24 protein-coding genes are annotated in these 26,165 nt (G+C 65.2%); 12 read left to right on the forward strand and 12 right to left on the reverse strand.

Annotation, left to right across the window (positions count from 1 at the left end; all coding sequences use genetic code 11):
* The first annotated feature begins 34 nt into the window (after positions 1-34).
* The gene (locus ACRECS_RS17890; protein WP_431584300.1) at positions 35-715 is read left to right on the forward strand and encodes an HAD family hydrolase; all 681 of its coding nucleotides are present in this window, start codon (positions 35-37) and stop codon (positions 713-715) included.
* An 11-nt stretch (positions 716-726) separates the two neighbouring features.
* Here the strand turns inward: ACRECS_RS17890 and ACRECS_RS17895 are convergent, their stop codons facing one another.
* From ACRECS_RS17895 to ACRECS_RS17905, 3 genes are all read right to left on the reverse strand, one after another.
* Positions 727-1,992 carry a DUF445 domain-containing protein gene (locus tag ACRECS_RS17895; RefSeq protein ID WP_431584301.1) on the reverse strand — a complete coding sequence of 422 codons (1,266 nt, stop codon included), beginning with the start codon at positions 1,990-1,992 and terminating at the stop codon, positions 727-729.
* Positions 1,993-2,060: 68 nt separating this feature from the next.
* Positions 2,061-5,225, reverse strand: a complete 3,165-nt coding sequence (locus ACRECS_RS17900; protein ID WP_431584302.1) for an efflux RND transporter permease subunit — start codon at positions 5,223-5,225, stop codon at positions 2,061-2,063.
* A 5-nt stretch (positions 5,226-5,230) separates the two neighbouring features.
* Entirely contained in the window at positions 5,231-6,400 is a 1,170-nt protein-coding gene (locus tag ACRECS_RS17905; protein WP_431584303.1) for an efflux RND transporter periplasmic adaptor subunit, read from the reverse strand.
* Between the two features lie 241 nt (positions 6,401-6,641).
* On the opposite strand from ACRECS_RS17905, the gene ACRECS_RS17910 reads away from it, so the two are divergent.
* Both ACRECS_RS17910 and ACRECS_RS17915 read left to right on the forward strand, forming a co-directional pair.
* Positions 6,642-6,902, forward strand: a complete 261-nt coding sequence (locus tag ACRECS_RS17910) for a GlsB/YeaQ/YmgE family stress response membrane protein (protein WP_431584304.1) — start codon at positions 6,642-6,644, stop codon at positions 6,900-6,902.
* 95 nt (positions 6,903-6,997) lie between these two features.
* Positions 6,998-7,720 carry an SIMPL domain-containing protein gene (locus ACRECS_RS17915; protein ID WP_431584305.1) on the forward strand — a complete coding sequence of 241 codons (723 nt, stop codon included), beginning with the start codon at positions 6,998-7,000 and terminating at the stop codon, positions 7,718-7,720.
* Positions 7,721-7,780: 60 nt separating this feature from the next.
* Here ACRECS_RS17915 and ACRECS_RS17920 read toward each other — a convergent pair whose 3' ends face one another.
* The 3 genes from ACRECS_RS17920 to ACRECS_RS17930 all read right to left on the reverse strand — a co-directional run bounded on the left by ACRECS_RS17920 (position 7,781) and on the right by ACRECS_RS17930 (position 8,766).
* Positions 7,781-8,035, reverse strand: a complete 255-nt coding sequence (locus ACRECS_RS17920; protein ID WP_431584306.1) for a GlsB/YeaQ/YmgE family stress response membrane protein — start codon at positions 8,033-8,035, stop codon at positions 7,781-7,783.
* Between the two features lie 93 nt (positions 8,036-8,128).
* The gene (locus ACRECS_RS17925; protein ID WP_034160363.1) at positions 8,129-8,428 is read right to left on the reverse strand and encodes a DUF1153 domain-containing protein; all 300 of its coding nucleotides are present in this window, start codon (positions 8,426-8,428) and stop codon (positions 8,129-8,131) included.
* Positions 8,429-8,535: 107 nt separating this feature from the next.
* Positions 8,536-8,766 (reverse strand): hypothetical protein, encoded by a 231-nt coding sequence (locus ACRECS_RS17930; protein WP_431584307.1) that lies wholly within the window; start codon positions 8,764-8,766, stop codon positions 8,536-8,538.
* 139 nt (positions 8,767-8,905) lie between these two features.
* On the opposite strand from ACRECS_RS17930, the gene mnmA reads away from it, so the two are divergent.
* Entirely contained in the window at positions 8,906-10,015 is a 1,110-nt protein-coding gene (gene mnmA, locus ACRECS_RS17935; RefSeq protein WP_431584323.1) for a tRNA 2-thiouridine(34) synthase MnmA, read from the forward strand.
* 9 nt (positions 10,016-10,024) lie between these two features.
* On the opposite strand, the gene ACRECS_RS17940 is transcribed toward mnmA, so the two are convergent.
* Entirely contained in the window at positions 10,025-10,402 is a 378-nt protein-coding gene (locus ACRECS_RS17940) for a hypothetical protein (protein ID WP_431584308.1), read from the reverse strand.
* Between ACRECS_RS17940 and ACRECS_RS17945 the strand changes: the two genes are divergently transcribed.
* Positions 10,392-11,495 (forward strand): serine hydrolase domain-containing protein, encoded by a 1,104-nt coding sequence (locus tag ACRECS_RS17945; protein ID WP_431584309.1) that lies wholly within the window; start codon positions 10,392-10,394, stop codon positions 11,493-11,495. The two genes, ACRECS_RS17940 and ACRECS_RS17945, sit on opposite strands and share 11 nt — an antisense overlap.
* A gap of 26 nt (positions 11,496-11,521) precedes the next feature.
* Here ACRECS_RS17945 and ACRECS_RS17950 read toward each other — a convergent pair whose 3' ends face one another.
* The 3 genes from ACRECS_RS17950 to pdxH are packed head-to-tail and all read right to left on the reverse strand — an operon-like array spanning position 11,522 to position 13,858.
* Positions 11,522-12,316 (reverse strand): PhzF family phenazine biosynthesis protein, encoded by a 795-nt coding sequence (locus ACRECS_RS17950; RefSeq protein WP_431584310.1) that lies wholly within the window; start codon positions 12,314-12,316, stop codon positions 11,522-11,524.
* 10 nt (positions 12,317-12,326) lie between these two features.
* Complete coding sequence (locus tag ACRECS_RS17955; RefSeq protein ID WP_431584311.1) at positions 12,327-13,271, reverse strand: cation diffusion facilitator family transporter; 945 nt, start codon at positions 13,269-13,271, stop codon at positions 12,327-12,329.
* Positions 13,268-13,858: a pyridoxamine 5'-phosphate oxidase gene (gene pdxH, locus ACRECS_RS17960; RefSeq protein WP_431584312.1), complete on the reverse strand. Its 591-nt coding sequence runs from the start codon at positions 13,856-13,858 to the stop codon at positions 13,268-13,270. The genes ACRECS_RS17955 and pdxH overlap by 4 nt, the downstream gene beginning before the upstream one ends.
* Positions 13,859-13,981: 123 nt before the next feature.
* Here pdxH and ACRECS_RS17965 point away from each other — a divergent pair, with 123 nt between their 5' ends.
* The gene (locus tag ACRECS_RS17965) at positions 13,982-14,869 is read left to right on the forward strand and encodes a Ku protein (protein ID WP_431584313.1); all 888 of its coding nucleotides are present in this window, start codon (positions 13,982-13,984) and stop codon (positions 14,867-14,869) included.
* A complete protein-coding gene (ligD, locus tag ACRECS_RS17970; RefSeq protein WP_431584314.1) occupies positions 14,862-17,345 on the forward strand; it encodes a DNA ligase D in 2,484 nt (827 codons plus the stop codon). Before ACRECS_RS17965 ends, ligD begins: the two co-directional genes overlap by 8 nt.
* A gap of 15 nt (positions 17,346-17,360) precedes the next feature.
* Here ligD and ACRECS_RS17975 read toward each other — a convergent pair whose 3' ends face one another.
* The gene (locus ACRECS_RS17975) at positions 17,361-18,128 is read right to left on the reverse strand and encodes an NAD(P)-dependent oxidoreductase (RefSeq protein ID WP_431584315.1); all 768 of its coding nucleotides are present in this window, start codon (positions 18,126-18,128) and stop codon (positions 17,361-17,363) included.
* A 229-nt stretch (positions 18,129-18,357) separates the two neighbouring features.
* Positions 18,358-19,800 carry a carotenoid oxygenase family protein gene (locus ACRECS_RS17980; RefSeq protein WP_431584316.1) on the reverse strand — a complete coding sequence of 481 codons (1,443 nt, stop codon included), beginning with the start codon at positions 19,798-19,800 and terminating at the stop codon, positions 18,358-18,360.
* 67 nt (positions 19,801-19,867) lie between these two features.
* On the opposite strand from ACRECS_RS17980, the gene ACRECS_RS17985 reads away from it, so the two are divergent.
* The 5 genes from ACRECS_RS17985 to ACRECS_RS18005 form a co-directional block, all read left to right on the forward strand.
* Complete coding sequence (locus ACRECS_RS17985) at positions 19,868-20,449, forward strand: TetR/AcrR family transcriptional regulator (protein ID WP_431584317.1); 582 nt, start codon at positions 19,868-19,870, stop codon at positions 20,447-20,449.
* Positions 20,450-21,037: 588 nt separating this feature from the next.
* Positions 21,038-23,521, forward strand: coding sequence for a circularly permuted type 2 ATP-grasp protein (locus ACRECS_RS17990; RefSeq protein ID WP_431584318.1), 2,484 nt, complete (start codon positions 21,038-21,040; stop codon positions 23,519-23,521).
* The gene (locus tag ACRECS_RS17995) at positions 23,518-24,408 is read left to right on the forward strand and encodes a transglutaminase family protein (protein WP_431584319.1); all 891 of its coding nucleotides are present in this window, start codon (positions 23,518-23,520) and stop codon (positions 24,406-24,408) included. Before ACRECS_RS17990 ends, ACRECS_RS17995 begins: the two co-directional genes overlap by 4 nt.
* 77 nt (positions 24,409-24,485) lie before the next feature.
* Complete coding sequence (locus tag ACRECS_RS18000; RefSeq protein WP_431584320.1) at positions 24,486-25,433, forward strand: DnaJ C-terminal domain-containing protein; 948 nt, start codon at positions 24,486-24,488, stop codon at positions 25,431-25,433.
* Between the two features lie 8 nt (positions 25,434-25,441).
* Positions 25,442-26,165, forward strand: a 724-nt coding sequence (locus ACRECS_RS18005) for a YihY/virulence factor BrkB family protein (protein WP_431584321.1), incomplete at its 3' end; no start/stop codon positions are given.

Genomic DNA, 26,165 nt, shown 5'->3' on the forward strand with positions numbered 1-26,165 from the left:
GATCGGCAAGACGTATGCTGTGTAGGACGACAGGATGTCCGACAAAGCGCACCGCATCGCCATCTACGACATGGACAAGACGATCACCGTCGCGCCGACCTGGACCGGGTTCCTGATCGCCACGGCGCGGTCGCGCGCGCCGTGGCGGCTGGCGCTCTTGCCGCTCGCCGGCCTTGCGGTTGGGGCTTATGGACTGAAGCTGCTCGACCGGGCGCAGCTGAAACAAGCGACTCAGCGCCTGCTGATCGGGCGCACCATCTCCACTGTGGATGCCGCTACGGCGGCGGCGCGATTTGCCGACCGGATCGTTGCCAACGGCCTGTTCGCCGGCGCGCAGGCACGGATCGAAGCGGATCGCGCGGCAGGCTATCGGCTGGTGATGGCGACCGCTTCCTTTGATTTCTACGTCACCGCGATTGCGGCTCGCCTGGGGTTCGATTCGGTGATCGCGACCGGTTCGCGCAAGACCGCGGACGGGCGGCTGCGTGCCGTGATCGATGGCGAAAATTGTTACGGCCCGGCCAAGCTGCGCATGATCAAGGCGTGGCTCGATGCCCAGGGCATCGCGCGAAGCGACGCGGCGATTCGCTTCTATTCCGACCATGTCTCCGATGCGCCAACGCTCGACTGGGCGGACGAAGCGTTTGCCGTGCATCCGCACGGCCCGCTGCGCACGCTCGCCACCGCCAAGGGGTGGACGATCCTCGACTGGTAATTCGCCGTGGCTCAAAGCAGCGTATCCACGGCATGAATGACCAGCCCGACCAGCCCGCCGACCAGGGTCCCGTTGACGCGGATATATTGCAGGTCGCGCCCGACGGCATTTTCCAGCCGGCGCGTGATGGTCCGCGCATCCCAGCCGCGCACCGTTTCCGACACGAGCCGGACAATGCCGTCGCCATAATCCGCCGCCATGCCGACCGCGGCGCGGCGCACGAAGCGGTTGATGGTGGCACGCAGCCGCGGATCCTCCTGCAAGGTCGTGCCGAGCTGGCGCAGCGCATCGCCGAGCTTGCCGTTCATCGCGGCATTGGGATCGCGCGCGATCTTGAGCAAGCTGGCGCGCGCGCTTTCCCACATGCCGTCGAGCCATTGTTGCATTGCCGGATTGTCGATCAAATCGGCCTTCAACGCCTCGACCCGCGCGCGCATCTTCGGATCATATTGCAGGTCATAGGCAAGCACCTCCAGCCCTTCCTCGGCCTTGGCGCGCAACGGGTGAGCCGGGTCTTCGGCCATGTCGCTGACCAGCCCGTCGAGCCCGGCGATGATCTTGTCGGCAAGCGTCTCGTCGAGGCCGGTCCAGCGCAGAATCGATCCGGCGCGTTCATGCACCATTGCGCGCACGAGATGCTCGTTGGAACTGAGCACCTGCGCCGCCCAGCGGATGATGCCGTCGAGTAACGGCAAATGGCGTTTCTCGGCGATCGCGGCGGTCAGCGCCTGGCCGAGCAGCGGCGACACTTCGAGCGTGCGCAGCCGCTGGCCGATCGCCGTCTTGACCATGCCGCCGAGGCGCTGCGGGTCGAACGATTCGAGGACATTGGCGACCAGGCCCGATGCGCCGCGCCGCAACCGGCCTTCGCTGCCCGCCGGCGCAGCGAGCCAGCGGCCCGCCGCCGAGGCGACATCGAGCTGCCGCATCCGCCGCGCGACCACGCCGGGGATGAGGAAATTGTCGCGCAGGAATTGCGCCAGCGTGTCGCCGATCCGGTCCTTGTTGCGCGGAATGATCGCAGTGTGCGGGATGGGCAGACCAAGCGGATGGCGGAACAGGGCGGTGACCGCAAACCAGTCGGCCAGGCCGCCGACCATTGCCGCCTCGGCAAAGGCGCGAATGAAGCCGAACGCCGGATGCCCGTTATCGAGCGCGCGCGTCACCAGAAACAAGGCCGCCATCGCGACCAGCAACCCGGTCGCGACGATTCGCATCCGGCGCAACCCCTCAGGCACGGCTTCGGCGTTGCGGGATGCGCGGGCGAGCAGCTTCATGGGTGAAACAATCCCCGAAACCGGGGATTGTTCAAGTGTGAAGAGCTTTTAGCGCCCGCACCGCACATTTACTCCGCAGGATGCGGGGGAAGATCGTCGCCGGACTGCGGTCCGCCGATGCGCCCGGCCGGGGCCGGCGGCAATTGCGGCCGTGAGTCATGATCGATCACCGGCATGCCGTCGTCGCCCGGCTTGTAGGTCAGCAGGCCACGGCGCAGTTTCGGCCCGATCCATTTCTCGATGCCGACCGCCAGGCTGAAGCTGGCCGGCACGATCAGCAAGGTGAGGATCGTCGACAAGGTCAGGCCGCCGATCACGGTGATGCCCATCGGCGCGCGCCAGGAACCGTCGCCGCCCAGCGACAGCGCGGTCGGCACCATGCCGGCGACCATCGCGACCGTGGTCATGACGATCGGCTGCGCGCGCTTGTGCCCGGCATCGATGATCGCCGTGGTGACCTCCACGCCCTTCTCGATTTCCTCGAGCGCGAAGTCGATCAGCAGGATCGAGTTCTTGGCGACGATGCCGAGCAGCATCAGCAGGCCGATGAACACCGGCATCGACAGCGGATTGCCGGTCACGAGCAGCGCGAACAAGCCGCCGAGCGGCGCCAGCAGCAACGATCCCATATTGACCAGGGGCGGCAGGACGCGGCGGTAGAGCAGTACCAGCACCGCGAACACCAGACCGACGCCGGCGACCACTGCGATGAAGAAATTCTTGATCATCTCCGCCTGCCATTTGGTCTGGCCAAGCGTCAGCTCGCCCACGCCGATCGGCAGATTCTTCATTGTCGGTAGAGCGTGAATCTGGGTTTGCGCCGTGCCGCTGACCACACCGGGAGCAAGGTCGGTGCCGACGGTGATCTGGCGCTGCTGTGCGACGCGTTCGATCTTGGTCGGCCCGGCGCCGAAGCCGATATCCGCGATCACGTTGAGCGGCACCGAGCCGCCCGTCACGGTCGCGACCGGCAGATTCTGGATCGTCGACAGGCGTTCGCGCGCATTCTCGTCAAGCGCGACGCGGATCGGCACCTGACGGTCCGACAGCGAGAATTTCGCGCTGTTCTGATCGATATCGCCCAAGGTCGCGATACGGATCGCATTCGACAGCGCCGCAGTCGTGACGCCGAGATTGGCCGCCAGGTCGAGCCGCGGCTTGATGACGATTTCCGGCCGCTGCAGGTCGCCGCTGATCCGTGGCGCGACGAGGATCGGCAGTTTCGCCATCTCGCGCACCAGCTTGACCGCGGTTTCGTTGAGCAGCTTGGGATCATCGCCGCCCAGCACGATGGTCAGGGCACGGCCGCTGCCGCCCCAGCCATTTTGCGAGCGGAAGGTGACGCGCGCATCGGCAATCGCGTTGAGCTTCGGTGCGAGCTTCTGCTCAAACTGGGTGCTGGTCATGCCCTTGTCCTTGTTGAACAGGGCAACCACCCGGCCATTGCCGACAAAGGAGCGCGAATAGACCGATTTCACCGCCGGCTTTTCCGCGGCGAGGATATCGGCGACTTGCTTGACCACCTTGCTAGTCTGCGCGAGCGTCGTTCCAGGCACCATTTCGACCAGCGCGGTGGTTGCGTCCTGATCCTGTTCGGGCTGGAAGGTCATCGGCAGGAACATCACGCACACATAGGTCAGCGCGAGCGCCGTGACGCCGCCAACGACCGCCGACCAGCGGTGCCGCAGCGTCCATTTGAGCGTGGTGAGATAGGCCTGCATCAGCCGCCCCTCGCCATGTTCGGCATGACCAAAGGCCTTGAGGAAATAGGCCGCGATCATCGGCGTCAGCAGACGCGCGACGGCCAGGCTCATCAGCACCGCGGCGACGACCGTCAGGCCGAAATTCTTGAAGAACTGGCCCGACACGCCGGGCATAAGCCCGACCGGCAGGAACACCGCGACGATCGCCATGGTGGTGGCGAGCACGGCAAGGCCGATCTCGTCGGCGGCATCGATCGATGCCTGATAGGCAGTCTTGCCCATGCGCATGTGCCGGACAATATTCTCGATCTCCACGATCGCGTCGTCGACCAGCACGCCGGCGACCAGGCTGAGCGCGAGCAGAGTGAGCTGATTGAGGTTGAACCCCATCAATTCCATGAACCAGAAGGTCGGAATTGCCGAAAGCGGAATGGCCAGCGCGGAAATGACCGTTGCACGCCAGTCGCGCAGGAACAGGAACACCACCAGGACCGCGAGCAATGCGCCCTCGATCAGCGCCTCGATCGCGCTGTGATATTGCGCTTCGGCATATTGGGTTTCGTTGAAGATCAGCTTGAACTGGACCTTCGGGTTGCGTTTTTGCAGGTCCGCCAGCTTCTTTTCGGCGGCGTGGAACACGGCCACATCCGACGCGCCCTTGGCACGCTGGAAATCAAAGGTGACGACCTGCTGCCCGTCGAAAGTCGATTCCGACCGCTGCTCGGCATAAAGGTCGCGCACGCGGCCGATATCGGCGAGGCGCACGGTTCGTCCATTGCCGACCGAGATTTGTGTCTGGCCAAGGTCATAGGCGTTCCTGGCATTGCCGAGCACGCGGACCGATTGCTCCGACCCGGCGATCTCCGCGCGGCCACCGGCGGCGTTGAGATTGACCTGACGAAGCTGCTGGTTGACCTGGCTCGCGGTCAGGCCCTGCGCCTGCAGCTTCAGGGGATCGAGGATGATGCGGATCTCGCGGCTGACGCCGCCGTTGCGGCTGACCGTCGCCATGCCGGGAACCGACAGCAATTCCTTGCTGACATTATTATCGATGTACCAGCTGAGCTGTTCGATCGTCATGTCGGAGGTGACCGCGGAATAGCTGGCAAGATCGTTGCCGCTGGTGTTCGCGCGATAGATTTGCGGCTCAAGAATGCCGTCCGGCAAGTCGCTGCGGATCTGCGTGATCGCGTCGCGAATGTCGATCACGGCACGATCGATCGGCGTGCCGATGTTGAGCTGAATCTGCGTGACCGAGCTGCCCTCGGTCACGGTCGAGCTGATCTCGTCAATGCCCTGCAGGCTGCGTACGGCGGATTCCACACGCTGCGTGACCTGGGTTTCCAGTTCAGTCGGCGCCGCGCCGGGCTGGCTGATCACCACGATCGCCATCGGGAAATCGATGTCGGGATCGTTATTGACCTGCATGCTCATGAAGCTGAAGATCCCGGCGATCGACAGCGCGATGAACAGCACGATCGACGGTACCGGGTTGCGGATCGACCAGGCCGAGATGTTCCGGAAATTCATGTCGATCAGCCCTTGGTATTGGCGACGACCGGCGCCACCTTCTGCCCCGGATTGAGGAATGCACCGGCCGAGAGCACGACGCGCTCCGTACCGGACAGTCCCGATGCGATGGCAACGCCCGAATCGGTCACTGCGCCGACCTTGACGTCGCGCCGCTCGATCTTGTCGCCCTTGCCGATGATATAGACGAAATTGCCACGATCGTCACTCAACACCGCCGATTCCGGCAGCTGCGGAGAGGTCGCCGCGCCGCTGGTGATTTCCGCCGCGGCGAAGCCGCCCGGGCGCAGTGCCGGATTATAGCTCAACGCGATCCGCGCGATGCCCTGGCGGGTCTGCGCATCGATGATCGGCGACACCTGCCATACCTCGCCCGCGAAGCTCTGCGTGCCGCCGACCGGCGTCACCTTGGCCCGCACGCCGACCCCGAGACCAATCAGGTCGGCCTCGCTAAGTGCTGCGCGCATTTCCATTTCCCCGCCCTTGGCCATGCGGAACAAGGTGCCCGACCCTGAGCTGACGATCTGGCCCGGCTCGACATCGCGCGTCAGCACGAGGCCCGCCGCGGGTGCGCGAATGTCGAGCCGGCCGTTGCGCGCACTCTGTTCGCCGAGCGCTGCCTGGCTGACCTTAACGCGCGCCAGCGCCGCATCGCGGGTCGCCGTCCGGCGTTCCAGATCGGCCTTGGAGATGAAGCCGCGATCGACCAGCTGCTTCGCGCGGTCGAGCTCGGACTGGGCGATCGCCGCATCGGCGCGCGCGACATTGATCTGCGCCGCCAGCGAGGCGGCGGTCTGCGTCTGGACCGAGCGATCGACCGTGGCGAGCACTTGCCCCGCTCCGACCCATTGACCGGGTTCGACCAGCACGCGCGTCACCAGGCCGCCCTCGCCGGCCACGCCGACGGGCATTTCGCGGCGCGCGGCGAGCGAGCCGGTTGCCGAGATGACGCGCGGCACCAGCTTGCTGCCGGGTACGGCGACCGTCACATTGGGGAGCTGCTCGACATGCTTGACCTCGGGCTTCTTGGTCCCGAATACAAACCAGGCGGCAAGCGCGATCAGCACGACGGCAACGGCGCCGACGATCCACCACAGGCGGTTCGAACGCGTCTCGCCGCCGCCGGGCAGTGCCAGGCGCCCGTCATTGTCGAACGTCGCCGATTCGTAGTTCATCTGATCCACTTTCCCCGTCCCGGCCATCCACTGGCCCACATTCGCGGGACTGTATTAGCGAAATAAGTCACCGACCTCAATAGGCCGTTTTCACCCGGCGCGGCTCCTGCCCTTTTTTACCCCTTGCCGCAAGCGTCAGTAACCGTTGCGGTGAAGAAACGGGTTGCATTGATTGTGGTTGAGGACGACCCTCCGCAGCGGACTCGCGAAGCAGCGGGCCCGTAACATTGGGAGTGAAGCGATGGACCGTAGCATTCTTGGTTGGCTGTTGATCGGCCTGGTGGCCGGCATCCTTGGCAAGATCATCATGCCCGGCAAGGACCCGGGCGGTTTCATCGTCACAATTCTGGTCGGCATTGCCGGCGCGTTGCTCGCCGGCTTCATCGCGCAGTCAATGGGCTGGCAGATCGTCGGCGGCTGGCAGAATTATGCCGCGGCGACGGCTGGAGCAATTGTTCTGCTGGCGCTGTACCGCCTGGTGATGTCGCGCCGGGTACGCTGACAGATTTCGCGCGTTCGTTCAGCTTAGGTTGGCCTGCGCGGCGGCACAGGACGTCGTGCAGGCCAACCGGCCTGAGTGATAACGGGAGTTACGAGATGAAGTTGATCGCGACCGCAGTGGCGCTCGCCGCGCTGCCCTTCGCCCTCGCACCGGCGAGCGCACAGGTGGCTCCGATGATACTGCCAGATGGAACCATATTGGATGTGACCGCTACGGGCCAAACCACCCGCGTGCCGGACATCGCAACGATTCGCGCCGGGGTCGTGACGCAGGCGGCAACCGCCGGCGCTGCGATCAGCGACAATGCGCAGGCCATGGCGCGCATTCTCGCCGCGCTGAAGAAAGCCGGCATCGTCGCTCGCGATGTCAGCACGTCGAATGTCGGGCTCAGCCCGCAATATCGCTATGTCGAGAATCAGGCGCCGGTGGTCACCGGCTATCAGGCGACCAACACCGTGTCAGTGCGGTTTCGCGACATCGCCAAGTCCGGCGCGATCCTCGATGCGCTGGTCAAGGAAGGCGCGAATCAGATCGACGGCCCCAATCTGGCGATCGACAATCCCGATGCGGCACTTGACGAGGCTCGCGCCGACGCCGTCAAGCGCGCCCGCACGCGCGCCGAACTCTATGCCCGCGCCGCCGGCTTGACCGTCTCGCGGATCGTGTCGATCTCCGAGAATGGCGAGAATCCGGGCGGGTCGCCGCCCCCCGTCATGTATGCCCGCGCCGCCGGCATGGCGAAGGACGCCTCGACCCAGATCGCGCCGGGCGAGACCGACGTGACGGTGACGCTCAGCGTCCGGTTCCTGCTGAAATAACGAAACGGGCCGCCCGACACTGTCGGGCGGCCCGTGATGTTTTCGAAACGGCGCGACGGTTTAGCGAACGCTGCCGCGACGAACGAGGTTGACGATCGCGAGCAGGATGACCGCGCCGATCAACGAGTAGATGAACGTCGTGATCGTGATCACCTGATTGATCCCGCCGCCGAACAGATACGAGGCAATCACCGATCCGATGATGCCGACGACGACGTTCAGGATGAGGCCCTGCTGCCCGTCGGTGCGCATGATCAGGCTGGCCAGCCAGCCGCAAACACCACCAACTACGAGCCAAACGATGAGACCGACCATAATATCCTCCGTTGACGCCCGTCGATCGGGCCGCTGGAGGGAAAGACTCGCCAGACCGGCAATTTGTTCCGGTAGCGGTTTAACTTGGCTCGATCAGTATTTCTGCTGACGCTCATAAAGCGAGCGATAATGCTGGATTCGCGTGACGCGCAGGCCCGGCATGCCTGACCGGTCGATCGCCCGCTGCCAGCCGGCGAATTCCTCGACCGTCAGATTATAGCGCGCGCAAACTTCGTCGACCGTCAGCAGGCCGCCATTGACCGCGGCAACCACCTCGGCCTTGCGGCGCACCACCCAGCGCGTCGTTTCCGGCGGCGGTAGACTGTCCAGCGTCAACGGCTCGCCGAGCGGGCCGATAACTTTGGCTGGACGTATTTTCTGGTTTTCGATCATTCTCAACCTCGATCGGGGCGGGGGGCCCCCTCTCATCAATTTCAATAATAACGGTAATTATGCTGCGGACTTGAACAGCGGCTAAAGCGGCTCGGTAAACAGCGTCTTCATATCTCTTTCCATCGCATGAGTGCTTCGGCCATCGTGGCATTGAACGCACCGTGCAGCGGCGCGAACAAATTGGCGGTAACCACCGACGTTTCCGGCAGGTGCGAGTGGAACAGAGCGGTTGGGCTGGCCGCCTGGCGCGCGGCGATCCCGACCATCATCACCGCCAGGTCGGGCGGCAAGATGGCGACGGAAGCGTCGTGCTCAAAACGGGAAAAACTCAAATCCACTCAGTCGTCCTCGGCAAAGAATCAGCGTTGGACAGCTCTGTTAGACCCCGACCTCTAAAGGTCAGGTAAAGCCCGTGAAAATTCTTTGGAAAGCATGTGTTTTGCAATGGAGGCCCGCGGCCCCTATGTGCGGCGCATGATCACTGAAGGCGATTTTCAGCTCGGGGGAGACCTTGAGGGCAAGCGCATCGTCGTCGCCATGTCGGGCGGCGTCGACAGTTCGGTCGTGGCCGCGCTCGCCGCGCGCACCGGCGCGGAGACGATCGGGATCACGCTGCAGCTCTATGATCATGGCGAGGCAGTCGGCCGCGCCGGCTCATGCTGCGCCGGCCGTGATATCCGCGATGCGCGCGCCGTCTGCGACCGGCTGGGCATCGCGCATTATGTCTATGACCATGAATCGAGCTTTCGCGCCGATGTAATCGACGGTTTTGCCGACGAGTATCTCGCCGGCCGCACCCCGATCCCGTGCGTGCGCTGCAATATGGGGCCCAAATTCACCGACCTGTTCGCGATGGCGCGCGATCTCGGTGCGGATTGCCTCGCCACCGGCCATTATGTCCGCCGGGTCGAGGGGCCGAACGGCGCGGAACTGCACCGTGCAGTCGATCCGGCACGCGATCAGAGCTATTTCCTGTTCGCCACGACGCAGGACCAGCTCGATTATCTGCGCTTTCCGCTCGGCGGCCTGCCCAAGGCGCGCGTGCGTGAACTCGCCGCCGAACTCGGCCTGGGCGTCGCGGCCAAGCCCGACAGCCAGGATATCTGCTTCGTACCCGATGGCGACTATGCTTCCCTGGTCAAGAAATTGCGCCCTGAGGCCGATACCAGCGGCGATATCGTCGATGAAAGCGGCCGCAAGCTTGGCGACCATCGCGGCCTGATTCATTTCACCGTCGGCCAGCGCCGCGGGCTGGAGATCGGCGGCACGCCCGAACCACTCTATGTCGTCCGGCTCGAGGCCGAGACGCGCCGCGTCGTGGTCGGCCCGCGCACCGCGCTGGCGGTCGATGCCGCGCGCCTGACCGAGATCAACTGGATCGGCGGCGACCATGCCGGGCCGGTGACGGCCAAGGTCCGGTCGATGGCAAAGCTGGTCCCGGCGCGGCTGGAGCGCGACCGGGTAATGTTCGACACGCCGGAATATGGCGTCGCGCCGGGCCAGGCGGCCGTGCTATATGCCGACGATCGCGTACTCGGCGGTGGCTGGATCGCGGAAACCGAGCGGGCTGAACTCGCCCTCGCCTGAGACGGCAGGTCAGCGCAGCTTCAGCGGCGTGCCCCTGAACGGTTCGGGCTGGCAGCCAAGCACCGGATCGAACCGCACCGACCGGCTCGCGACCAATGGTACCCAGGCGGTCACCGTCCTGGTCGCCGGATCGTCGGACAGCTGGATCGCCGCCATGCCCGGTTCGAAATCATGGCGGCAGCTCTTCAGGTCACGATTGCCGATATAGCGGCAGGCGCAGGCGACCCGCGCCGCATACGCTGTGCCGAGCTCAAGCTGCGGCGTCATCGCGCGCGCATAGAACCAGGCGCCGGCGATCAATGCGACAAGCAGCACGGGGATGGTCCAGAGCATGATGCGGCTTGCCTTCATCGGCTTGCACCCTATCGTTACGGCCATGATGCGCAAGGCCGTCCTCCTCGCTTTGGTGCCGCTGCTGCTGGCTGGCGCGGACAGCGATGTCGGCAAGCCGGTCTATTCGATCAGCCCGTGCCCCGGCGCCAATCTCGGCCGCTCTCTGGTGCCGGTGAAGAGATTGTTCAGCGACCATCCGGAAACCCGCGCGGTGCTGATCACCGCTGATGGCTGCCCGGCGCTGAAGGCCTATGCACCGGGCTATTCCGACGCCAACCGCTTCATCAGCTGGTCGATGGCGAAGACCATCACCGGCTTGCTGGTCGGCGAGCTGGTCAGCGACGGGCGGCTGGTGCTCGACGCGCCCGCACCAATTGCCGAATGGCACAAACCGGGCGATCCGCGCGCCGCGATCACCTTGCGCCATCTGCTCAACATGTCGTCGGGGCTGGCGCATATCGAAGTCGGCGACCCGGTCGAGCGGTCGGACACCAACCAGACTCTGTTCGTGGCTCGTACCGCGGACATGGCGGCCGCGGCGATCGCGCACCCGCTGGAGACCAAGCCGGGCGCGACTTTCAAATATAGTTCGCTGACCACCCTGATCCTGGCCGAGATCATCACCCGCACGCTGACCGACAGCCACGATCCGAAGGTGCGCGCGCGCGCCTATACTGCCTTCGCCAATGAACGCCTGTTCGCCCCCGCCGGCATTCATAGTGCCGTGCTCGAATTCGACGGCGCGGGCACGCAGATCGGCGGATCGATCCTGCACATGAGCCTGCCCGACTGGGGTCGGATCGGCGGCCTGCTGCTCGACGGCAAGACGGCCGACGGGACTCAGGTGATTGCGCCCGACTGGCTGGCGTTCATGAAAGCGCCGTCACCGACCAACGCCGAATATGGCGGCCAGACCTGGCTCAACCGTCCCGGCGGCGCTGGCGGGAAAACGACCCTTTTCCCGGGCAAGGGCCCGGCCAGCACTGTCGCGGCGGACGGGCATCTCGGCCAGCTGGTGATCGCCAGCCCGGAAAGCGGCCCCGGGCGCGGCATCGTCGTGGTGCGGCTGGGCAATACGCCCGACACGGCCAATCCCGCGCTGATGCAGACCTTGGGCGATGTGGTCGCGGGGTTCGACCGGAAATAGAGCTTGATCCAGCAAGACGGCACCGATCAGTCGAGGAAGAAGGTCCCCTCGATCACTGTCGTGCATTTCCCGCCAAGAATGGCGCGGTCGCCGTCAAGCCGGCAGGTCAGATAACCGCCCCGCGCGCTCGCCTGATAGGCGGTGAAACTGTCGCGGCCGAGCCGCTTGGTCCAATAGGGCGTCATCACCGCGTGCGCGGAGCCGGTCACCGGATCCTCATCGATCGCATAGGCCGGGGTGAAGACACGGCTGACCACATCGATCGCAGCACCGGGTGCCGAGACGATCGCGATCAGCTGACCGGCGGCAGCCAGCGCGCGCAGATCAGGCGCAATGCCGCGCACCGCTGCCTCGTCCGCAAGAATGACGAGCGCATAGCCCTTGTCGTGCCACAGCGTTTCGACTGGCGTCACGCCAAGCGCGGCAACGATCCCGGCCATGTCCTTCGGTGCCGGCACCCAGGCGGGCAGTGCGACCGCATAGCCGTCGCCCTCGCGCACGACCTCCAAAATGCCTGCCTGGCGCGTGCGAAACCTCACGCGTTCGATGCTGCTGTCCGATGAAAGGACGAAATGCCCGCTGGCGAGCGTGGCGTGGCCGCACAGCGCGATCTCCGCCCCTGGGGTGAACCAGCGCAGTTCGAAATCGGCAGCACCGCTGTCGTCGGGGACGATATAAGCGGTTTCGCTGAGATTATTCTCCACCGCGATCGCCTGGAGCACGTCATCGTCGAGCCAAGCGGCGAGCGGCATCACCGCCGCCGGATTGCCCTGAAAGGCTTGCGCGGCAAAAGCATCGATCTGCGCAAAGGGAAGTCTCATGGCTGCCGCCTCACAGGCGCTTGCCGAACCAGTGCGGCGTAACGTCCGCCTCGACCAGCGGATTGTCGGTATCGACATGGCCTTCGGGATCGAGATGAATCAGCACCTCGACCTTGGGAAAACCGGCACGCAGCGCGCGTTCAACCCCTTCGACGATGTCATGCGCGGCGATGATCGTCAGGTCGCGCCCGACCTCCATATGGAATTGCGCGAAATCATGGCTGCCCGAGCGGCGGGTGCGGAAGTCATGGATGCCCTTGATCCCCGGTTGGCGCGCGGCGACCTCAATGAAGCGCGCACGTTCGGCCTCGGGCCACTCCTTGTCCATCAGCTGGTCGATCGCATTGCTCGAGGCACGGAACGCGCCCCAGGCGAGCCAGAGCGCAATCGCGATGCCCATCAGCGGATCGGCGCCGTGCAGGCCGAAATACTGGTCGAGGACCAAAGCAGCGATGACCGATCCGTTGAGCAGCACGTCGGACTGGTAATGCATATTGTCCGCCATGATCGCGACCGACCCGGTGCGGCGGATGATGCTGCGCTGATAGAATAGCAGCACGACCGTCGCGAGGATCGCGACGACCGACACGACGATGCCGAAATCGGCGTCCTCGGTCGGCGTGGTGTCGCCGAAGCGCAGTACCGCGCGCCACGCGATGCCGGCGGCCGAGGCGGTGATCAGCATGACCTGGAACAGCGCTGCCAGCGCCTCGGCCTTGCCATGGCCGAAGCGGTGATCGTGATCGGCCGGCTCCGCCGCAAGCTTGACGCCGTAGAGCGTGACCAGCGAGGCGAGCAGGTCGAGCCCCGTATCGGCAAGCGAGCCGAGCATCGCCACCGACCCGGTATGCCAGGCGGCAAAGCCCTTCAGCAGCAACAGGAAGCACGCCATGCCGACGCTGGCGAGCGCGGCCCGCACGGCAAAGGGAATGGCGCGGCGCTGGTCCTCGGTCATGGATACAGCAACCCTTCGTTCCAACCCCCGATCGCATCGGCGCCCGAACGTTCGAACAGGCGGCGTTCGTGCAGCCGGTGTTCGCGGTCCTGCCAGAATTCGATCCGCAAGGGGGTGACGCGATAGCCCGACCAGTGCGGCGGACGCGGTACATCGCCACCGGCGAAGCGTGCCTCCGTCTCCGCAAAGCGCGCTTCGAACGTGGCGCGCGCATCGAGCGGGCGCGACTGGTCCGAGGCCCAGGCGCCAAGCTGCGAATCGCGCCCGCGCGTGGCGAAATAGGCGTCAGCTTCCGCATCCGTCACCGGCGCGACATTGCCCTCGATGCGGATCTGGCGGCGCAGCGATTTCCAGTGAAACAGCAAAGCGGCCTGGGCATTGGCCGCAAGATCGTCCGCCTTGCGGCTCTGCTGGTTGGTATAGAAGACGAATCCGTCGGGACCATGTCCCTTGAGCAGCACCATCCGCACCGCCGGACGCCCGTTTCCATCAGCGGTGGCGAGCGCCATCGCATTGGAATCGTTCGGCTCGGTCGCGCGCGCCTCGGCGAACCAGGACTCGAACAGGGCGAAAGGATCGGTGGCCATGCCCGGCCTTTAGCCGAGCTTTGCCGTACGCGAAACCTGCGCGCCGGCCAAAACGACGGAACGACTCCGCTGCTGGGGAATTGAATCGCCATCGCAATGAATCAATCGCGGAAGGAACCGGGCATGGCCGCACGCGCCTATTGGCAGGGACAGATCAGGCTCGCGCTCGTCTCGATCCCGGTCGAGATCTACGCCGCGACCAAGGCGGGCGCGCAGATCAGCTTCAAGCAGATCCATGAACCGACCGGCAAGCCGATCCATTACGAGAAGGTCGTGACCGGCATCGGCCCGGTCGACACCGACGAGATCATGAAGGGATTCGAATATCAGAAAGGCAATTTCGTGCTGCTCGAGCAGGACGAAATCGACGCGGTGAAGCTCGAATCGAAGAAGACACTCGAACTGACCCAGTTCGTCGACGCCGACGAGATCGACGTGCTTTATTACGAGAAGCCCTATTTCGTCGTGCCGGCCGACGACCTTGCCGAAGAGGCATTCATCGTGCTGCGCGAAGCGCTGCGGCGGACCAGGAAGGTCGGCCTGGGGCAACTGGCGATGCGCGGCCGCGAATATGTCGTCAGCCTGAAACCCTGCGGGCGCGGCATGGTGCTGGAAACGCTGCGCTACGCAGACGAGGTCAACAAGGCACAGGGCTATTTCCGCGACATCCCCGACACCAAGCCCGATGCCGATCTGATGGACCTGGCCGAGGCGCTGATCGCCAAGAAATCGGGCACGTTCGACCCGCGGGAATTCCACAACCGCTATGTCGACGCGCTGAAGGGCCTGATCGAGCGCAAGCGCAAGTCGAAGGGCCGCAAGATCATCGAAGATGATGGCGACGAGGCGCCAAAGCGCTCGGGCTCCAATGTCGTCGACCTGATGGCGGCGCTCCGGAAATCGATGGAGAAGTCGGGCAGCGCGGCGGCCAAACCGGCGGCGAGGAAGGCGTCGGCAAAGACGACGGCAAAGACGGCGGCAAAGCGCGCGCCGGCGAAGAAACGTGCCTAAGGCCAACGACCCACTCACGATCTACAATGCCAAGCGCGACTTCGCGAAGACCGCGGAACCGGCGGGAACACTCGCGCCAGGTCACGGCAACAGCTTTATCGTCCAGAAACACGATGCGACCCGGCTGCACTGGGATTTCCGGATCGAGGTCGAGGGCGTGTTGAAAAGCTGGGCGGTGACGCGCGGCCCCAGCCTCGACCCGGACCAGAAGCGGCTCGCAGTCCGCACCGAGGACCACCCGATGTCCTACGCGACTTTCGAGGGTGTGATTCCGGCGAGCGAATATGGCGGCGGCACGGTGATGCTGTGGGATCGCGGCACCTGGGCGCCGGTCAAAGGCAAGAGCGCGAAGGATATCGACAAGGGCCATCTCCATTTCGTGCTCGATGGCGAGCGGATGAAGGGCGAATGGCTGTTGATCCGCTTAAGGCCGCGCGGGAAAGAAAAGCGCGAGAATTGGCTGCTCAGGAAGATCGACGATGCCGAGGCGGGCGGTGCCGATGTGCTGGTCGAGACCGGACTGACCAGTGTGTCGACCGGCCGGACCATGGTCGAGATCGCGGAAGGGAAGAAGGCGAACCAGATCCCCTCTCAGTCAGCCCCGCGAAAGCGGGGATCCCGCTCCCTTTCAACCGTCGAGAAAAAGCGGGATTCCCGCGTTCGCGGGAATGACGGCAGGGCTCCGGGATTTCATGACCTCCAGCTCTGCACTCTGGTCGACAGCGTCCCGACCGGCAGCCAATGGCTGCACGAGGTCAAATATGACGGCTATCGCGCGCTGATCTCGATCGCGAAGGGCAAGGCCAGGGTCTTCACCCGCACCGGTCTCGACTGGACCGACAAGTTTACCGCCATCGCCGCAGCCGCCGCGAAAATCCCGGTAAAGAACGCCCTGATCGACGGCGAGATCGTCGCGTTCAGGGACGGCAAGCCCGATTTCTCCACCCTGAAGGACGCCATTTCCGAGGGCGGCGATATGACCCTGTTTGCGTTCGACCTGCTCGAACTCGATGGCGAGGACCTGACCGGCCTGCCCAATGTCCAGCGTAAGGAACGGCTGCGCCCGCTGATCGACGGCGCCGATGCCCGGCTGCAATATTCTGAGCATATTATCGGCGGCGGCGAGCAATTGTTCGAGACGATGTGCCGCGAGGGCTTTGAAGGCGTGGTCTCGAAACGCGCCGATGCACCCTATCGTGGCGAGCGCACCAAGGCGTGGCTCAAGACCAAATGCACGCAGCGGCAGGAATTCGTCATTGTGGGCTGGACACCGAGCGAGCGATCGCGCGGCTTCCGGTCGCTGCTGCTCGGCGTGAACGGACCGGACGGCCTGGTCTATGCCGGCAAGGTCGGGACCGGCTTCAGCGCCGATCTGATGACCGATCTGCTCGCCAAGCTACGCCGGATGGAACGCAAGACGCCGACTGTCGATGCGCCGCGCGCAGCGGTGCGTGGTGCGCATTGGGTGACGCCGAAGCTCGTCGCCGAGATCGCCTTTACTGAGACCACGCCCGATGGCGTACTGCGCCATCCGAGCTTTCTCGGCTTGCGTGAGGATAAGGCGGCGGCCGATGTCGTCGCAGAAAGGCCCGACCCTATGCCCGCCGCACCGGCAATCCATGTGACCGTCAGCAGCCGCGACCGGCTGATCTTCCCGGATTCGGACGTTACCAAGGGCGATCTGGCGGATTATTATGCGCAGCTGGCGCCGATCATGCTGCCCTGGACCGCCAACCGCCCGATCAGCCTGGTGCGCTGCCCGCAAGGCCGCGGCAAGCGCTGCTTCTTCCAGAAACATGATGCGGGCAGTTTCGGCGAGCATGTCCATCAGGTGCCGATCCGCGAGAAGGACGGCTCAACCGAGAATTATCTCTATGTCGACGATGCCGACGGGCTGGTGACCTGCGTGCAGATGGGCACGATCGAATTCCATGGCTGGGGATCGTCGGTCGCGACGCTCGAACAGCCCGACCGGTTGGTGTTCGATCTCGACCCCGATGAAGGCTTGGACTTCGATCTCGTCAAAAAGGCGGCAACGGATCTGAAGGAGCATCTCGCCGAGATGGGCCTGACCAGCTTCCCGATGCTGACCGGCGGCAAGGGCGTGCATGTTATCGTGCCGTTGCAGCCCGACGCCGAATGGCCGGCGGTCAAGGATTTCGCGGATCGATTTTCCCGCGCGCTGGCCGAGGCGGAGCCGGACCGCTTCGTCGCGACCATGTCGAAGGCGAAGCGCAAGGGTCGCATCTTCATCGACTGGCTGCGCAACCAGCGCGGCAGCACCGCGATCATGCCCTATGCCGCCCGCGCCCGATCCGGCGCGCCGGTTGCGGCACCGGTCAGCTGGAGCGAGCTGCGCGACCTCGATCGCGCCAATCGCTGGGGCGTTCGCGACGCCGCGGAGTTGGTCGAACGCGCCAATTCGCGCGCGCTGGCCGGCTGGGGCAGCGCCGATCAGGTCCTGCCAGATCTGTGACCAGGGATTTCAGCCTCAAGGGTTGGTGATGGCGACCCATTGCGGCACCGCCTCGCCCGATGCCGCCCTTTCTCCCAGTTTCAGGCAAAGATCGGCGATCGAGGCCCTGCTCACAAAGTTCGTCACGCCCATAGCGTCCTTCATCAGATGCGGCTCACCCGACAGATAGCTATTCGTCTTCGCGCGCTCGGTGAGGATTGGCGGCAGGATGAGAGTGGGCCGAATGAGCCCCGCGTCCTTCGCCGCCTCAACCTCCACCAGCTGCGTCTCGAAATCGGCCAGCGGCTTCGACCAGAATAATGTCGTCGCGACATTGACGAACAGGCGTGAAAACAAGCCGGTGATATATGCTCCGGTCGGGCCGAGGCCCCAGGCGGCGATACTGATGAACGGCGTCGCGCCCGGCTCGCCCGTGGCGGTGGCCTTCAATGCCCTCAAGGCAAACAGCATGTTATGCGTGCCGGTGGAGACCGCCGTATGCGGCGCCCTTTCCGAAGCCAGCATCACATAGACCACATCCGGCGTCGCCGCGCGTACTGCCAGTGTAATCTTGTCGGCTTCATGCAGCTCGCCGGTAACGACGCGCAGGCGCGGATGCACGGCGATCGCCGCCGGGAGCTTCGATATGGTGCGAACATAGACGGTCACAAAGTGCCCCCGCGCGAGTGCCTGCAACAGAAAGGGCAGGCCAGTGCGCCCGGTGGCGCCGAGCAAGAAGAGGCTGAGCGGCGCGGCGGTGATGCCGGTTAAAGGCTCGGCGGCGGTAGCGGAGAAGTGAGTCATGGCTTATCTTTTGAGTGAGTACATGCTCATTTATGGGTTTTACTGGGTTCATAGTCAAGGGAGAGGCATCAACCTCGCGCTCAGATGGCGATGAACTGAGCCGGCTCCATGAGCGACTTCCCCTCCCTCTTCGTTTCGAGCGAAGTCGAGAAACCGGCCACAAATGCTGCACGCAGTTTCTCGACTTCGCTCGAAACGAACGGAAGGGGAGGATTGCTTGCTTTACGTTTTACCCGCGCTCAGAGGCCGCCAGCCAGTTGCCGTGAAACCCGGGCGGGACACGGTGCGGCAAGTGAATGCTCGCCACTGGTTCACCCGCAAAGGACCGGGCATCGAGGATCACCAGGTCGGTGGTTTGATGCGGCAGGTCGACGACCAGGCCGATCACCCAGCCTTCATCCTCGCCCGCATCATCGCTGGCGGGCACGAACACGAACTCGCCCGGATAACGCCCTTCGCCGAAATCATGCACTTCGCGCCCGCCTGTCTCCAGATCATGCTTCAGGATGAAGGTCGCGCCGATGAAGCTCTCATCATGCTCCGGCAAGCCCAGCGTATAGGCATAGCGATAGCGCTGGCCGAAGCGGCGCTCATCGGGGCGGGGAAATTCCTGTGGCGTGGCATCGATCGTGCGGCGCTCGACCGTGCCGGTGGCCGGGTCGATCGTCCATCGTTCCAGCCCGCGCGACATCGCGTCCGGACCGACCACACTGTCGGCGAACATCGTGCCATAAACCACCGCGTCCATCACCACCCGGCCATCGGGCAGGTCGAACGCATTGGCGACATGGAAGATATAGCAGGGGTCGACATTGACCCAGATCGTCTCGTCGCCCCGGCCGCTGCGCGGCAACAGGCCGATCCGCGCCTGATGATCGGGGTTCCAGCGATAGGGGAAGCTGTGCCCGGCGATCAGCGACTTCATCGAGAAGGTGACGGGCAAGTCGAGGATCATCACGAATCGCGCGGTGATCGCGCAGTCATGGATCGAGGGTCCGTGCTTCACCTTGATCGGTTCTTCGCGCACCACCAACCCCTCGGGCGACAAGACGACGTGGCGGATCGTCTCGGGGTCGGTCGCTTCATAGGCGATGGCGTGCTGCTCGCCGGTGAGCGGGTCACGGTGCGGATGCGCCGTGAAGCTGCCGCTCAGCGTGTCGTCGAACGGGTTATAAGTCTGTTCGTCGAGCGTGTCCGACAGCTCGACGGGATAGCTTCCCGCCTCGACCAGCGCGAAGGTGCGGCCGGCGACCGCCAGCACATTGGTGTTGACCGTGTCGAAACCGCCATGGCGCGGCCCCGGCGCGGGGCGCCCGCCCAGCGTGTCGGCAACCCGCCGCGACCGGATCCAGCGGTTGCGATACCACAGCGCCTTGCCCTGCCGGATCGCAACGCCGTGCACCATGCCGTCGCCGGTGAACCAGTGATAGCCGGCAGGATCGGGCGCGACCGGGTTCGGCCCGATGCGCAGATAGCGGCCATCGAGCACCGCCGGGATCGTACCGGTCACCGGCAGATCCTCCAGCGTCAGTTCCGCGGCCATTGGCTGATGGATGCCAGTCAGGAAAGGATGATGGGCGTCGAGATCGAGCCGCTTGCGGTTGAATTCGGCGACAACGCCGATGCCTTTGGTCACCGTGCTGCGGATTGCGGTTTCGATCACGCCTGCCATTATGGCCTCCCATCAGGGGTTTCACGTCCAAAGTTGACGGTGTTCACATAGGGCGCAAAAGGTAACAGTGTCAACATCAGAATCCATAGCCCCGAAAAAAGCCTATCATCACGGCGATCTGCGCGCGGCGTTGATCGAGGCGGGCCTTACCTTGCTGGAAACGCGTACCGCCGATGACCTGTCGCTGCGCGAGGTGGCGCGCGCGGTCGGGGTCAGCCCAACCGCTGTCTATCGCCATTTTCCCGACAAGAGCGCGCTGATGGCGGCGCTTGCCGCCGACGGGCTGGCGCGGCTGGCGGTGGTGCAGCATGCGGCATCGGACGCGGCCGGCGGCGGCGTCGCCGGGTTCGGCGCGACCGGTGCGGCCTATGTCCGGTTCGCGCTCGCAAACCCCGCCTTGTTCCGGCTGATCTTCGCCAACCCCATCTCGCCTCATCTGCATCCCGACGGGCAGGAGGACGACGCGATGGCCTTTCTGCGCGCCAATGCCGCCCTGCTGGCCAAGGGGAAGGGCGGCGATGCGCAGGTCATCGCGCTGCAGGCCTGGGCAATCGCGCATGGGCTGGCGATGCTGATGCTCGACGGCCAGGTGCCGGTCGATGAAGCGCTGATCGACCGGGTGATCGACACCAACGCGATCCAGGGCTGATCCAGGGCGAGCGGCATCTCCGCTGCCCAGCCCCTTGCGAGAAACTCTGTCCTGAAAAGATGGTGCGTCACGCAGCCAATACGCCGGAATCGCTGTGGTAGATATCGGACAATCCGGTGTCCCATATCTCCCGGCCACCTGTCATCGCCGCCGCCCGGCATCGATTCACATATTGTTCGGGCCTGCTATCCCGGCAAGCATGAAAGAAGATTTGCGCGCGCACAAACGTCGAGACACAGCGATAATCCGTCGGGCGGACGCAACACTCTCCGCGTCCTCCGTACCACCGTGCGCGCCCTCGAACTGCGCCGCCAGCCATTTCCCGATCGCCCCGCCAGCGCCGGGGAAATTCCCGTATCGCTCCAACAAAATTCCCGTAGAAATTCCCGTAAATTCCCGTTCGGTGCTCAAAAAAGCATTTTCCCGTAGAGTTTCCCGTAACGACAGAAAATCGGGCAGCGGCGGCGGCGGCGACAAGCTTGTTGCACCCGCGAAGGGATTGTGGTCGAGTCACCGCGTAGTGCGGGGAATGACAATGGCGCGGACATATCCAAGACGCGGCCCGGCAGGGCGCGACCGATAGAGTCGATGGCCACCCTCGCCGCGCCTTCCCTGCTCGACGCGGGCACGCACGCCGCACGCTGGATCGCGGACTATTGCGGCCAGCAGTTCAAGGGCGATGTGCTGTGCGCACAGCATGACGACCCGGCCTGGACCGCGATGTTCGAGGAACTCGCCGCGGTCGCGGGCGACGACCTCGCCCATGCACGCGAGCGCGCGCAGCGTCACGCCGAGGATATCGGCACCGGCTTCCGCATCATCGGCGAGAGCGAGGAACGTCCCTGGCCGGTCTCACCCGTGCCGCTGCTGATCGGCAGTGAGGAATGGCAGGGCATTTCGGCCGGCGTGGTGCAGCGCGCCGAATTGATGGAGACCATCCTCACCGATCTTTACGGCGATGCGAAGCTGGTCGAGCGCGGGCTGATTCCCGCCGCTCTGGTCGGCGGCAGCCCCTTCTTCCTGCGGCCGATGGCCGGGCTGGTGCCGCCCGGCGGCCATCAGCTGCACTTCATCGCGGTCGATCTCGGCCGCGGACCGACCGGCGAATGGCGCGTGCTGGCCGATCATCTCCGCGCACCCGCTGGTGCCGGCTATGCGCTGGAAAATCGGCTGGCGGTGTCGCGCACCCTGGGCGGGCTCCAGTCGCGGCTCAATGTCGAGCGCCACGCACCCTTTTTCGCGGCGTTCCGCGACGGCCTCGCCGCGATGTGCCGCCGCGTCGAGCCGCGTATCGGCCTGCTCACCCCGGGCCGGTTCAGCCCGAGCTATACCGAGCAGGCGCATCTTGCGCGCTATCTCGGCCTGTTGCTGGTTGAGGGTGCCGATCTCGCGGTGCTTGAGGACAAGCTCTATGTCCGCACGATCGGCGGGCTGAAGCGGGTCGATGCGCTGTGGCGCCGCACCGACCCGCGCATGCTCGATCCGCTCGCGTTCGATTCGCATTCGAAGATCGGCGTCCCCGGCCTGGTCGATGCGATGGCGGCGGGCGAAGTGGTCATTTCCAACGCGCCGGGCGTCGGCGTGCTCGAATCGCCAGCGTTCGGCGCATTCCTGCCGCAACTCGCGATGCGCCTGACCGGCCGCGACCTGTTGCTGCCCAATATCGCCACCTGGTGGTGTGGGCAGGACACGGAACGCGCGCATGTGATCGAGGATTTCGACTCGATGCTGATCGGCCCCGCCTTCGGCGTCGCGCCGCTCGGCCTGCCCGATGGCCTGCCATTGCCCGGCGCCGAGATCACCGGCACGGCGCGCGACGCGCTACTGGCGGACATGGCACGCCGGCCGCAGGATTATGTCGGACAGGAGATCGTCCATCTGTCAACCATGCCGGTGGTTGCCGATGCCGCTTTGGTCGCACGCCCCTTCACGCTCCGAGTCTTCGCCGCGCGCGGCGCCGATGGGGCCTGGACGGTGATGCCCGGCGGTTTCGCGCGGATTGGCGAACATCCCGATCCGCGCGCATCGGTGATGGGCGAAGGCAGTTGGTCGGCCGATGTCGTGGTTCACGGCGCGGCCGAGGTCGATCCCGTCTCGCTCCTGCCGGCGACCGACTCGGTCCATGTCCGGCGCAATCCCGGCACTTTGCCGAGCCGCGTTGCCGACAATTTCTTCTGGCTCGGCCGCTACCTCGAACGCGGCGAGGCGCTGCTCAACGTGATCCGGGTGATGCTCGGCAATTCGATAGATGCCGATGCCGGCGCGGCGCTTGGGCCACAGACCGTCGGACGGCTGGTCGGCCTGATCGTTGCGGGCGGCGGCGCACCGCATCCGGCCAGCCTGCGCCGCGCCGACCTCGCCGCCTTCACCCGCACTGCGATGGAGGCGGAGCAGCGCTGGCACAGCGTCCGCGCGATCAACCGGCTGGCGTGCGGCATCGGGCAAGGGTCGCGCGACCGGTTGTCGGCGGACATGGTCAAGCTGCTCGACGCGCCCTTTCCGACGCGCGGCGGCATGCTCGACCGCGCCGGGTCGCTGCAACGCCGCTATGCCGCACTGTCCGGCCTGTCGGCCGAACATATGGGGCGGACCGCAGCATGGCGCTTCCATGACCTTGGCCGCCGCGTCGAACGCGCGCTGGCGGTGACCCGGGCACTGCGCGCCTTCGGCATGCCGCATGGCAGCGCCGATGACCTGTCGACCCTGCTCGACCTGGCCAACAGCCAGATCAGCTATCGGCAGCGTTACCTGACCGGCATCGCGCGTATCCCGGTGGTCGATCTGATCGCGCTGGATCCGGGTAATCCGCGGTCGTTGGCCTTCCAGATCGATCATATCTGCGAGCATCTCCGCGCCCTTCCGGTGCTTGAGGATGACGGCATGAACGAGCCGCAACAGGCGCTGGCCGCGCGGCTGGTCGCCACCGTGTCGACCGCCACCGCGGCGAGCCTCAACGATGACGTGCTGGGCGATCTCGAACGCGGCCTGTTCACTCTCTCCGACGCAGTCGCGCGGCGCTACTTCCTGCAAGGGGCGGAGCCATTGCGCGCGGCCGGGATGACGTTGGCGTGATCTACGATATCCGCCACGTCACTCGCTTTGATTACGGCGCGAACGTCAAATTCGCGCGCTGCAACTTGCGGCTCAAGCCGATCCACTGGTCCGGCCAGACGCTGGAAAGCTACCGCCTCGACATCTCGCCCTCGGGGCGTTTCGCGCCGGCGCGCGCGGAAGCCGGTCTCGCCAACGTCATGCGGCTGGTGGTGGAGGAGCCCGTGCGCCATCTCGTGATCGAGAGCATCTCGCGTATCACCGTCGATCGCCCGGTGCCGATGCCCTCGCCCGCTGACCCGAGTCTGGCGCAGATCGCCGCCGCCGCCCGGGCCAGCCGCGACCCGTCGCCGGCCGGTCCGGCAAGCTATATGTTTCCCTCGCCGCTGATCCCCCTCGACCGCGACATTGCCGACTGGTGCGCGGCCGATCTCGACCCCGACCGGCCCTGTCTCGACGCCGCGATCACGCTCGCTCGGCGCATCCAGCAGGAATTCGAATTCGACGCCGCGGCGACCCTGGTCGATACGCCGCCGCACGACGCGTTCCTCAAGCGCCGCGGCGTGTGCCAGGATTTCGCGCAGATCATGATCACCGGCCTGCGCGCCGCCGGCCTGCCCGCCGCCTATGCCTCGGGCTATATCCGCACCATTCCGCCGCCCGGCCAGGAACGGCTGGTCGGCGCCGACGCGACTCATGCCTGGGTGTTGCTGTGGTGCGGGCCCGATCTTGGCTGGGTCGGGGTCGATCCGACCAATGGCATCTGGATGGCCGGCGACCATATCGTCATGGCGATCGGCCGCGACTATGCCGAGATCGCGCCGATCGACGGCATCGTGCTCGGGTCCGGTGCGCAGAAGATGCATGTCAGCGTCGATGTGGCGCCAGTGGTCGCTGCGATGGCCTAGCGAGAACGCTGCACGAATTGCACTCGCCCGCCGAATACCCCAAATAGGCGCCGAAGACCTGAACCACCGGAGCCACAATGGCCGATCCTTACGCAACGCTGGGTGTGCCGCGCACCGCCAGCGAGGCCGACATCAAGAAAGCATATCGGAAGCTCGCCAAGGAGCTGCATCCCGATCGCAACAAGGACAACCCCAAGGCGACCGAGCGATTTTCGCAGGCGACCAATGCCTATGACCTGCTCACCGACAAGGATAAGCGCGCGCGCTTCGATCGCGGCGAGATCGACGGCGACGGCAATCCCGCCTCGCCGTTCGGCTTCGGCAATGGCGGCGGCGGCCAGGGCGGTTTCAAGCCCGGGCCGGGCGGCGGGGCCGATTTCGGTTTTGGCGGCGATCCGTCCGATGTGAACGACCTGTTCGAGGGGCTGTTCGGCCAGTCGTCCGGGCGCGGCGGTTTCGCCAGCGGCTTTGGCGGCTTCGGCCGCAATAAGCCCCAGCCCAAGGGCGCGAACATCGCCTATAAGCTGACCGTGCCCTTCGTCGATGCCGCGACCTTGGCGCCGCAGCGCATCGCCCTTGCCGACGGCAAGACGATCGACCTGAAGCTCCCCGCCGGGGTCGAGAACGGCACGCAGATGCGGCTTGCCGGCAAGGGCCAGGCCGGCGCGGGCGGTACCGGTGACGGCATCGTCACGATCAACGTCCAGCCGCACCGCTTCTTCACCCGCGTTGGCGACGATGTGCGGATCGACTTGCCGATCAGCCTGTCGGAAGCCGTGCTTGGCGCGTCGGTGCGCGTGCCGACGGTCGAGGGTGCGGTGATGCTGACCGTTCCCGCCGGCTCGACCTCGGGCAAGACACTGCGCCTGCGCGGGCGCGGTTTCCACGGCAAGGGCGGCACGCGCGGCGATCAGCTCGTCACGCTGATGGTCGACCTGCCGGTTGGCGACGACGCGCTGGTCGAGTTCGTGCGCGGCTGGAAGGACCGCGACACCGGGAACCCGCGCAGCGGCATGGGCGTCTAAGCCCTGTCGTGAAGGACGTCTCCCCCGAATCCCCCGAGCAACGCCTCCAGAGGCACGACAAGGGACGGCTCAAGCTGAGCCGCCATCTCGCCTTTGTCCGCCCGGGCAGTTATGCCCGCGAAGTGGTCAAGCGCGTCGCGATCGGCGTGTTCAACGACGGGTTCGTCCATGCCGGCAACCTTGCCTATCTGTCGCTCCTGACACTGTTTCCCTTCTTCATCGTCGCCGCCGCGGTGGCACGGCTGTTTGGGCGCACCGAGGAAGGACTGCACACCGTCGATGCCTTTCTCCATACTGTCCCGCCGGGCGTCGCCGCGGTGCTGCAGACGCCGATCCATGACGTATTGACCGCGCGATCGGGATCGCTGCTCTGGTTCGGCGCGATCGTCGGGCTATGGACCACCGCGAGCTTCACCGAGACGATCCGCGACATCCTCCGCCGTGCATATGGCGTGCAGTTTGTCCGCCCCTTCTGGCAATACCGGCTCTGGTCGATCGGGCTGATCCTGGCCTCGCTGATCCTCACGCTGGTCGCGTTCAGTTTCCAGGTCATGCTGCTCGCGATCGAGCAATTCATCCTGCGCGTCCTGCCCTTCGCCGCCGATGCGGCGAGCATCGTCTCGCTGACCCGGATCGCGCCGGCGATCGCATTGTTCATCGCGCTCTATATGCTGTTCTATTCGCTCACCCCGCGGAAGTATCGTGAGAGCAAATGCCCGAAATGGCCCGGCG

This window comes from Sphingomonas sp. (assembly GCF_050725575.1).
Classification (GTDB): domain Bacteria; phylum Pseudomonadota; class Alphaproteobacteria; order Sphingomonadales; family Sphingomonadaceae; genus Sphingomonas.